Here is an 8947-nt window from a genome sequence, read left to right as displayed (position 1 = left end):
ATCAAGAGCAAGAGCAAGAGCAAGAGCAAGAGCAAAGCCCCCCTAAATCCTCCCCCCGGCTAAGCGTCTCTCAAGCGACTACCGCCCATTCGCTTGCTTGCGAGGATCCACCATGTCCACCGCTACCAGCCTTGCTCAGGTCCCACCGGCCACCACCCCGCACCCCCTGTACGAATTCACCGATTCGCCGCTGCTGCACCGCCAGCAGCAACAGGAATCCAATGCCCGCAGCTACCCCCGCCGTATCCCGCTGGCCCTCAAGCGCGCCCGTGGCATTTATGTCGAGGACGTCGAAGGCCGCCAGTTCATCGATTGCCTGGCCGGTGCCGGTACGCTGGCGCTGGGCCACAACCACCCCGTGGTAGTCGAAGCCATCCAGCGCGTGCTGGCCGATGAACTCCCCCTGCACACCCTGGACCTGACTACCCCAGTCAAGGACCGCTTCGTCCAGGACTTGTTCGCCGTGCTGCCCGAAGCACTGCGCCGTGAAGCCAAGGTGCAGTTCTGTGGCCCGACCGGTACCGATGCGGTGGAGGCCGCGCTGAAGCTGGTGCGCAGCGCCACCGGCCGCAGCACGGTCCTGACCTTCCAGGGCGCCTACCACGGCATGAGCCAAGGGGCACTGAGCCTGATGGGTAGCCTGGGTCCCAAGCAGCCCCTGGGCGCATTGTTGGGCAGCGGCGTGCAGTTCATGCCATACCCCTACGACTACCGCTGCCCGTTCGGCCTGGGCGGCGAAGCGGGGGTGAAGGCCAACCTGCACTACCTGGAAAACCTGCTGCTCGACCCCGAAAGCGGGGTGCCGCTGCCAGCCGCGGTGATTCTGGAAGTGGTGCAGGGCGAAGGCGGCGTGATACCCGCCGACATCGAGTGGCTCAAGGGCGTACGGCGCATCACCGAGCAGGCGGGTGTTGCGCTGATCGTCGATGAAATCCAGAGCGGTTTCGCCCGTACCGGACGCATGTTCGCCTTCGAACACGCCGGTATCGTGCCAGACGTCGTCACCCTGTCCAAGGCCATCGGTGGCAGCCTGCCCCTGGCCGTGGTGGTCTACCGCGACTGGCTCGACACCTGGAAGCCAGGCGCCCATGCCGGCACCTTCCGCGGCAACCAGATGGCCATGGCTGCAGGGTCTGCCGTGCTCGAATACCTGGTCGAGCACCGCCTGGCCGACCATGCCGAGGCCATGGGTCAGCGCCTGCGCGGGCATTTGCAGCGCCTGCAGGCAGATTATCCGCAGTTGGGGGATATCCGTGGTCGGGGGTTGATGCTGGGCGTGGAATTGGTCGATCCGCAAGGCATGGCAGACGCCCAGGGGCACCCGCCGGCCAACCGCGAACTGGCCCCGCGCGTACAGCGCGAGTGCCTCAAGCGAGGCCTGATCCTGGAACTCGGTGGCCGCCACGGGGCAGTGGTGCGTTTCCTGCCGCCCTTGATCATCAGCGACGAGCAGGTCGACGAGGTCGCTCAGCGCTTCGCCGCTGCCGTGGCCGCGGCGGTCTGAGTCCAGCGGGGGGCCGTGTGCCCCCGGCTACACGCCCCGTCAGTCCAGGGTTCTGCCAGCGCGCCAGTAGCCCATCAGGGTCAGCCATTGACGTGGCAACCCGCGCTCCTTGATCAAATGGCGACGGATGGCCATGACCGTGGCCGACTCGCCCGCCACCCAGGCGTGGAACACGCTGCAGGCGGTACTGGCCTGTTCCCACAGAATGCGCGTGTCAATATCGATATCCTCCAGCCTGGCCTCGGGCACTGCGTGCCCCTGGGGCAGTCGGGCCAGTTCACGCACGGCATGCAGCATGGCCTGGCCCTGCGCGCAGTTCAAAAGATCCCGTGGCAGCCAGTGCAGCTCAACGCCGCTGCCGTGACGCACCTCCAGGCAGTCGGCCTGCAAGGGCACTTCAATGAACGCCTGCACCGCCAGGTCCGGTTGCGTCACGGCCAGAGCTTCGAGGATGCCGGCAATCGCTGGCAGCGCCGTTTCATCCCCGACCAGCAACACGTTGCGTACCCCTTGCGGCGGCTTCCACTCGTACCCACCAGGGTCTCCCGCATGGGCCAGGTTCGGTGCCAGCATCTGCAGGCGATCCCCCGGCCGCGCCTCGGTAGCCCAGGCAGAGGCAGGGCCGTTGACACCGTGCAAGACGAAATCCACGTCCACCTCCAATGCCTCTGGGCGCAGCGCGCGCAAGGTGTAGGTACGCATCGGTGGGCGCTGTTCGGCAGCGAGCGCGCTGTGGGCGGCCTTCCAGTGCTGGTCGGCAGGCAGTTGCGCAAGGGAGCCATCGGGCGCGGGGAAGAACAGCTTCACCCGCTGGTCCGGTGCCAGGGTGGTCATCTGCGCCACGTCGGGGCCTGTGAACACCAGCCGGCTGAGCGAAGGTGTGAGGCTCAGGCGGCGGCTGAGCACCAGGTCGAACAGGCGGTAGGGCTGGGGTTGGCGCCTGGCGCCGCCAATCAGACGGCACAGGCCTTGCTGGAGGGTTTGGGTCATGCGGGCTGGGCTGGGCATGGGGCGTTCTCGTGCAGACGTCTTTGCTGAGAAACGAGCCGACGCCCAGGCAAATTAACCGCGCCTTACCAACCGCGACCGGAGTTCACCCAGAAGTTGACCGACAGCGAGGTGGACACCGACTCCACCTGGTGGAACCAGCCCTCGGGCAAGAACAGCAGGTCGCCGGCTTGCAGCACCACACGCAGGAACGGCACATCGCGGGCGGCTGGGAACCGCCGGTAGTCGGCGGCATCGGGGTTGAAGTCGCAGCCGTCCAGGCCACCCTTGGGGCTGGTCGACCAGGTGCCCAGCGCCGGACGGTAATGCGGGGCGGCAAGGATGAACGACTTCTGCCCCCAGACCTGGGCGAACAGGTTGTCGGTGTCATCCCGGTGCAAGGGTGTGAGCGTGCCCTTGGGCCCAATCCAGATGCGCGGCGCGATGTAGCGCGAACGCTCGAAGTAGTCGGGGAAGCGGATCAGCGCCAGGAGCTTTTCCGGGACGATGTTGTTGCCCATGTAGGCCGGGGTTTCACCCGGTTTGGCCGGCGTGTCCAGCGAGGCAATGAAGTCGGCCATGGAGGTGGCGCGAAAGTCGCGGTCGGTGGAGAAAGTTTTCTTCACGTAGTCGCCGTGGCGGGTGATGCCTTGCAGCTCGGCAAAGTGCGCGATGGACGCCTCACGCCCCATGCTGAACAGCGGCCAGTCGTGCAGGGCATCGCTCATCACCACCGGCATGCCCAGCGGCAGGTACTCCCGGGCAAAACGCTCGGCTGACAGCTGCGCCCGCGGCAGGCGGGGTACCTCACGCAGCACAGGCTGCGCTGCCGATACACGTTCGCTGATGCGTGCTGGCGTGGGGTAGCGTTGATTCATGGCCACCTTGCTGGCCGAAGTGCCTTGCCGCGCGCTGTTGATGATCTGCGGCAGCAGCGTGGCCAGGCCCATGTTGCCGGTGATCTTCAGCCGCGCACTGGCGAACAGTTCCTCGACATTGGCCGTGCCGCCCATGATCCCGAGAAAGTCGCGTTCGGCTACCTCGATGGTGACGTCCGGCGCGGCGTGGCGGCCAACACCGGTGCGGCTCTGCTCGCGTACCTCCGACCAGAAGGCCCGGTCATGGGCGAAGACGAACTGGTAGACGCCCTCGATGCCCACGCCATGGGCATTGGCGAACAGCCTGCTGAGAATGCTCTGAAGGTCCACGGTCAACCCCTGTCGATCTGTCGTTGTGCAGGGTTAACGAGCGATACGAGCACCGATTTAACCGGCGCCTTACCGGCATGCCTGGCGCCAGCGCCTAAGCTGTGCGGCTAATTTTCTCGCGTCTTCCTACGTCCCGTAGGGATAGCCGAGCCAACGCTCGATACCCAACTGTATGGAAGGTCGCAGATGAATGCCGATAAGTCCCTCAAGCTTGCCCGCCGTTTCATAGAGCTGCCAGTGGACAAGCGTCATCTGTTTCTGGATGGCCTGCGCGCCGAAGGCATCGACTTTTCCCAATTCCCCATCGCCGCCGACGTGCAGGTCCCGGACCGCGATGCACTGTCGTATGCCCAGCAGCGCATGTGGTTCCTCTGGCAGCTGGACCCGCGCAGCGGTGCCTACAACCTGCCCAGCGCTGTGCGCTTGAGCGGGCCTTTGAACGTGGCTGCGCTGGAGCAGGCCTTTGCTTGCCTGGTAGAGCGCCACCAGAGCTTGCGCACGGTGTTTGCCGAAGGCGCAGACGGCCAGGTCCGGCAGGTGGCTGCCAAACACCCGGTGCACGTTACCAAGCACAGCCTGGTTGAGCTGGACGCCGATGCCCAGGCGCGCCGTGTGCGCGAGCTGGCCGAACAAGAGGCGCTGCAACCCTTCGATCTGGCCGTGGGCCCCTTGATGCGCGTGAGCTTGCTGACGCTTGCGGCGCAGGAGCATGTGCTGCTGTTGACCCTGCACCACATCGTGTCCGATGGCTGGTCGATGAACGTGCTCATCGACGAGTTCGTCCAGGCCTACCAGGCCTTTGCCGCAGGCGTTGAACCCGCGCTGCCGGCCTTGCCTGTCCAGTACATGGACTACGCCCTGTGGCAACGCAAGTGGCTGGAGGCCGGTGAGCAGGCGCGGCAGTTGGACTACTGGCGCGAGCAGTTGGGCGATGAGCAGCCGTTGCTGGAGCTTGCCACCGATTTTCCACGCCCGGCGGTGGCCAGCCAGCGCGGCCAGCGTCACGAGCTGGTCATCGATCCCGCCCTGGCGGAACAACTGCGGGCCCTGGCGCGCCAGCACAACGTGACCTTGTTCATGGTGTTGCTGGCAGCATTCAATGTGCTGTTGTACCGCCACACCGGCCAGACCGATCTGCGCATCGGCGTGCCCGTGGCCAACCGCAATCGGGCCGAGGTCGAAGGCTTGATCGGTCTGTTCGTCAACACCCAGGTGCTGCGCACCACCCTGCAAGGCCAGCAGTCGGTCGCCAGCCTGCTGGGCGCCGTGAAACAGACCGCCGCCGGTGCCCAGGCGCACCAGGACCTGCCCTTCGAACAGTTGGTCGAGGCCCTGGACCTTGACCGCAGCCTGAGCCATAACCCGCTGTTCCAGGTGATGTACAACCACTTGCCGAACGTTGCCGATATCGAGGTGATGACGGTGGGCGAGGGGTTGGAACTGCGCCCTCTGGAGGCGAGCAGCCGCCCCACGCCCTTCGACCTGACCCTCACCACCTTCGAGCGCGGTGGCCACCTGCATGCCTCGCTGACCTACGCCAGCGAGCTGTTCGAGCCGGCCACCATCGCGCTTATGGCCGGGCACTGGCTGCAGCTGCTGCAGGCGATGAGCGAGGATGCCGACCAGCCACTGGACCAACTGCCTTTGCTCGACGCCCATCAGGCGGCGCTTTTGCACCAGCAGGCCGCAGGCCCGCAGGCACCGGCAGCGCCGTCGGCATTGGAGATGTTCGAGGCCCAGGTGCAGCGCGTTCCCCATGCCCTGGCGCTGACATTCGCTGGGCAACGCCTGAGCTACGCCGAGTTGGATGCCCGCGCCAACGCGCTGGCCCTGCAACTGGTCGAGCTGGGCGTCGGTGCTCAGGTGTGCGTCGGCCTGGCCGCCGGGCGCTCGTTGGAAATGGTGATCGGCCTGCTGGCCGTGTGGAAGGCCGGGGCGGCCTATGTACCGCTGGACCCGGCATTCCCCGCCCAGCGGCTGGCCTACATGATCGAGGACAGCCGGGTCGGCGTGCTACTGACCCAGCAGGTGCTGCAAGCCAGCCTGCCGCAGCTCGCCGGGGTGACGACCCTGTTGCTCGACCCCGCTCGCCCTGAAGTCAGTGCACGGGGCCCACAGCGGCCAATCGACGCGGCCGAGTTGGCCTACGTCATCTACACCTCCGGTTCCACCGGCACCGCCAAGGGCGTGGCCGTCAGCCACGCCGCCCTGGGCAACTACCTGCAAGGCATTTTCCAGACCCTGCCGCTGCAGGGCGCCAGCAGCATGGCGGTGGTCTCCACCCTGGCGGCGGACCTGGGGCATACCGTGCTGTTCGGCGCACTGTGCTCCGGGCGCTCGCTGCACATCATCGAGCAGGACGTGGCCCTCGACCCGCAGCGCTTCGGCGCCTACATACAGGACCATGGCATCGACGTGCTGAAAATCGTGCCGTCGCACCTGGAGGCGCTGCTGGGCGCTGACCAACCGCAACAGGTGCTGCCTGCCCGCTGCCTGGTGCTCGGTGGCGAGGCCTGTTCGCCTGCACTGATCGAACGCCTGCGCGCACTGGGCCGCTGCGACATCATCAACCACTACGGCCCGACCGAAACCACCGTCGGCGTACTGACCCAGAGCCTCAGCGCGGCAGACAGCCCCATCGTGCTGGGCCGGCCATTGCCCAACACCAGCACCCAGGTGCTCGATGCCGGCCTGCAACGCCAGGCGCCGGGCAGCCACGGCGAGTTGTACATCGGCGGCGCCGGCCTTGCCCGTGGATACCAGAACCGCCCGGGCATGACCGCCGAACGCTTCGTGCCCGATCCCTTCGGCGCACCGGGTGCGCGCCTGTATCGCACAGGCGACCGGGTGCGTCGTCTGCCCTCGGGCGAGCTGGCGTTCCTTGGCCGTGTCGACCGCCAGGTCAAGCTGCGCGGCTACCGCATCGACCTGGATGAAGTGCTGCTGGCCCTGCGTGCGGCGCCCCAGGTGCGCGACGCGGCCGTGCTGCTGGTGGGCGAAGCGGCCCATGCGCAACTGGTGGCCTATGTGGTCTATGCGGGCACTGACGCGCAGGCGCAACTGGAGGCCTGGCTGCAAGCGCGTCTGCCTGATTACATGCTGCCCAGCACCTACCAAGCCCTGGCCGTCATGCCCCTGACCGCCAACGGCAAGCTCGACACCCGCGCGCTGCCTCAGCCGACCCAGGCGCGTGCCGCCGCTGCCCACGTGCCGCCTGTGACCGAGCGAGAACACGCCCTGGCGGGCATCTGGGAACAGGTGCTCAAGGTGCCGGCAGTGGGGCTTGGCGACAACTTCTTCAGCCTGGGGGGCCACTCGTTGCTGGCCGTGCAGATCGTCTCGCGGGTACGCCGCCAACTGGGGCTCGACCTGCCGCTGCGGGCCATGTTCGACACGGCCAACCTGGGTGAACTGGCCCAGGCGCTGGAGCACTGCGAGCGCTACCGCGAACAGACGGCCGTTGCGGCACTGCCGCGCAGCGAGCGCCTGCCGGCGTCATTCGCCCAGCAGCGTCAATGGCTGTACTGGACCCTGCAGCCCCAGAGCACCGCCTACCACACCCCGCTGGCCGTGCGGCTGCAGGGCGAGCTTGATCGCCAGGCCTTGCAGCGGGCGATGGACACCTTGCTGGCACGGCACGAAGCCTTGCGCACCACGTTCGTCCAGGAGGATGGCCAGCTTTATCAGCAGGTGCAGCCGGCCGGGGCGGTGGACCCGCAATGGACGGCCTTGCCCGATGCCAGCCAACCCCAGCTGGAGCTTGCGGTGCGCGCCGAAATCACGCGCCTGTTCGACCTGCACCAGGGGCCCCTGATGCGGGTCAAGGTGATCGAGCGCGCAATGGACGAATGGGTACTGGTGCTGACGCTGCACCACATCACCTCCGACGGCTGGTCCATGAGCCTGTTGGTGCACGAGTTCGTCGAGCTCTACAGCGCCTTCAATGCCGGCCATACGTGCCCCCTGCAACCGCTGGCGGTGCAATACGCCGACTACGCCCACTGGCAGCGCCAGTGGCTGGCCCAAGGCGAGATGAAGCGCCAGCAGGCTTATTGGGTCGAACGCCTTGGGGGTGAACCGGTGGTGCTGTCGCTGCCGACCGATCACCCGCGCACGGCGCAGCTCAGCGACCGTGGCGGGCGCCTTGACCTGCACCTGCCGCAGGACCTGGAGCGTCAGGTACGCGAGCTGGCCCAGGCCCAGGGCGTCACCTTGTTCCAGCTGTTCCTGGGTAGCTTCGCCTTGCTGTTGCAACGCCACAGCGGCCAGCCAGACTTGCGCATCGGGGTGCCGGTGAACAACCGCAACAGCCAGGAGCTGGAGGCGGTGGTGGGCTTTTTCGTCAACACCCTGGTCATGCGTTTGTGTCCGCAACCTGAGCAGTCGTCAGGCCATTGGCTGCAGACGGTCAAGGAAGTGACGTTGTCGGCCCAGGCCAACCAGGACCTGCCGTTCGACCGCCTGGTGGAAGTGCTCAACCCCCAGCGCGCGCTGAATCACAACCCGCTGTTCCAAGTGATGTACAACCACCTGAGCACGGTCGGCGCCACTGCCACTGGCACCAGCCTGCCGGGTTTGCAGGCCCGCGAACTGCAGCTTGACGGTGGCGGCGCGCAGTTCGAGTTGTCCCTTGAGACCCTGGAAACGCCGCAGGGCATCTCCGTGGCCCTGGTGTACGCCGCCGACCTGTTCGAAGCCGCCACCATCGAGCGTATGGCCGCTCACTGGCAGACCCTGCTGCGCGGCATGGTGGCCTGCCCTGCACAGGCCATAGGCGAGCTGCCGATGCTCGCTGCCAGTGAACAGCACGGCCTGCGCACCTGGAACCAGACCGCGCAGCGTTACCCCGACGAATACTGTGTCCACCGCCTGATCGAGCAGCAGGCCCAGCGCAGCCCCGAGGCGAGCGCCGTGGCATTCGGCGCACGTCAACTCACCTATCGCCAGCTCAACAACGCCGCCAATGGCCTGGCCCTGCAGTTGATTGAGCGCGGCGTCGGCCCGGACGTGCTGGTAGGCATCGCCGCCGAGCGTTCGCTGGAGCTGGTCATCGGCCTGCTGGCCATCCTCAAGGCCGGTGGTGCCTACCTGCCGCTGGACCCGGACTACCCTGAGGAACGCCTGGCCTACATGATCGAGGACAGCCGCATGGCCTTGCTGCTGCATGCGCCAGGCCTGCGCCTGCCGGTGCCTGAAGGGCTGGCGACACTCGAACTGCCGGCCCCGCAGGCAGACCCGGCCCACGTAC

4 protein-coding genes are annotated in these 8947 nt (G+C 66.8%); 2 read left to right on the top strand and 2 right to left on the bottom strand.

The genetic code is table 11. From position 1 onward, the window contains the following. The first annotated feature begins 112 nt into the window (after positions 1-112). Positions 113-1504, top strand: a complete 1392-nt coding sequence (locus ACF8R3_RS16185; protein WP_058606009.1) for an aspartate aminotransferase family protein — start codon at positions 113-115, stop codon at positions 1502-1504. A 39-nt stretch (positions 1505-1543) separates the two neighbouring features. Here the strand turns inward: ACF8R3_RS16185 and ACF8R3_RS16180 are convergent, their stop codons facing one another. Together ACF8R3_RS16180 and ACF8R3_RS16175 are read right to left on the bottom strand one after the other, a co-directional pair. After that, positions 1544-2512, bottom strand: a complete 969-nt coding sequence (locus tag ACF8R3_RS16180) for a siderophore-interacting protein (protein ID WP_392515887.1) — start codon at positions 2510-2512, stop codon at positions 1544-1546. Positions 2513-2577: 65 nt separating this feature from the next. Beyond that, the gene (locus ACF8R3_RS16175) at positions 2578-3699 is read right to left on the bottom strand and encodes a cupin-like domain-containing protein (protein ID WP_145257544.1); all 1122 of its coding nucleotides are present in this window, start codon (positions 3697-3699) and stop codon (positions 2578-2580) included. A gap of 186 nt (positions 3700-3885) precedes the next feature. On the opposite strand from ACF8R3_RS16175, the gene ACF8R3_RS16170 reads away from it, so the two are divergent. After that, positions 3886-8947, top strand: a 5062-nt coding sequence (locus tag ACF8R3_RS16170) for an amino acid adenylation domain-containing protein (RefSeq protein ID WP_392515886.1), incomplete at its 3' end; no start/stop codon positions are given.

It is taken from the genome of Pseudomonas sp. FYR_7 (assembly GCF_043106155.1).
In the GTDB taxonomy this organism is placed as follows: Bacteria; Pseudomonadota; Gammaproteobacteria; order Pseudomonadales; family Pseudomonadaceae; genus Aquipseudomonas; species Aquipseudomonas parafulva_B.
Note: the sequence above shows the minus strand (reverse complement) of the source record. Positions and strands in the feature narration are given on the sequence as shown.

Coding starts and splice junctions, on each gene's coding strand:
- ACF8R3_RS16185 (WP_058606009.1), top strand. CDS start 113: ATGTCCACCGCTACCAGCCTTGCTCAGGTCCCACCGGCCACCACCCCG.
- ACF8R3_RS16180 (WP_392515887.1), bottom strand. CDS start 2,512: ATGCCCAGCCCAGCCCGCATGACCCAAACCCTCCAGCAAGGCCTGTGC.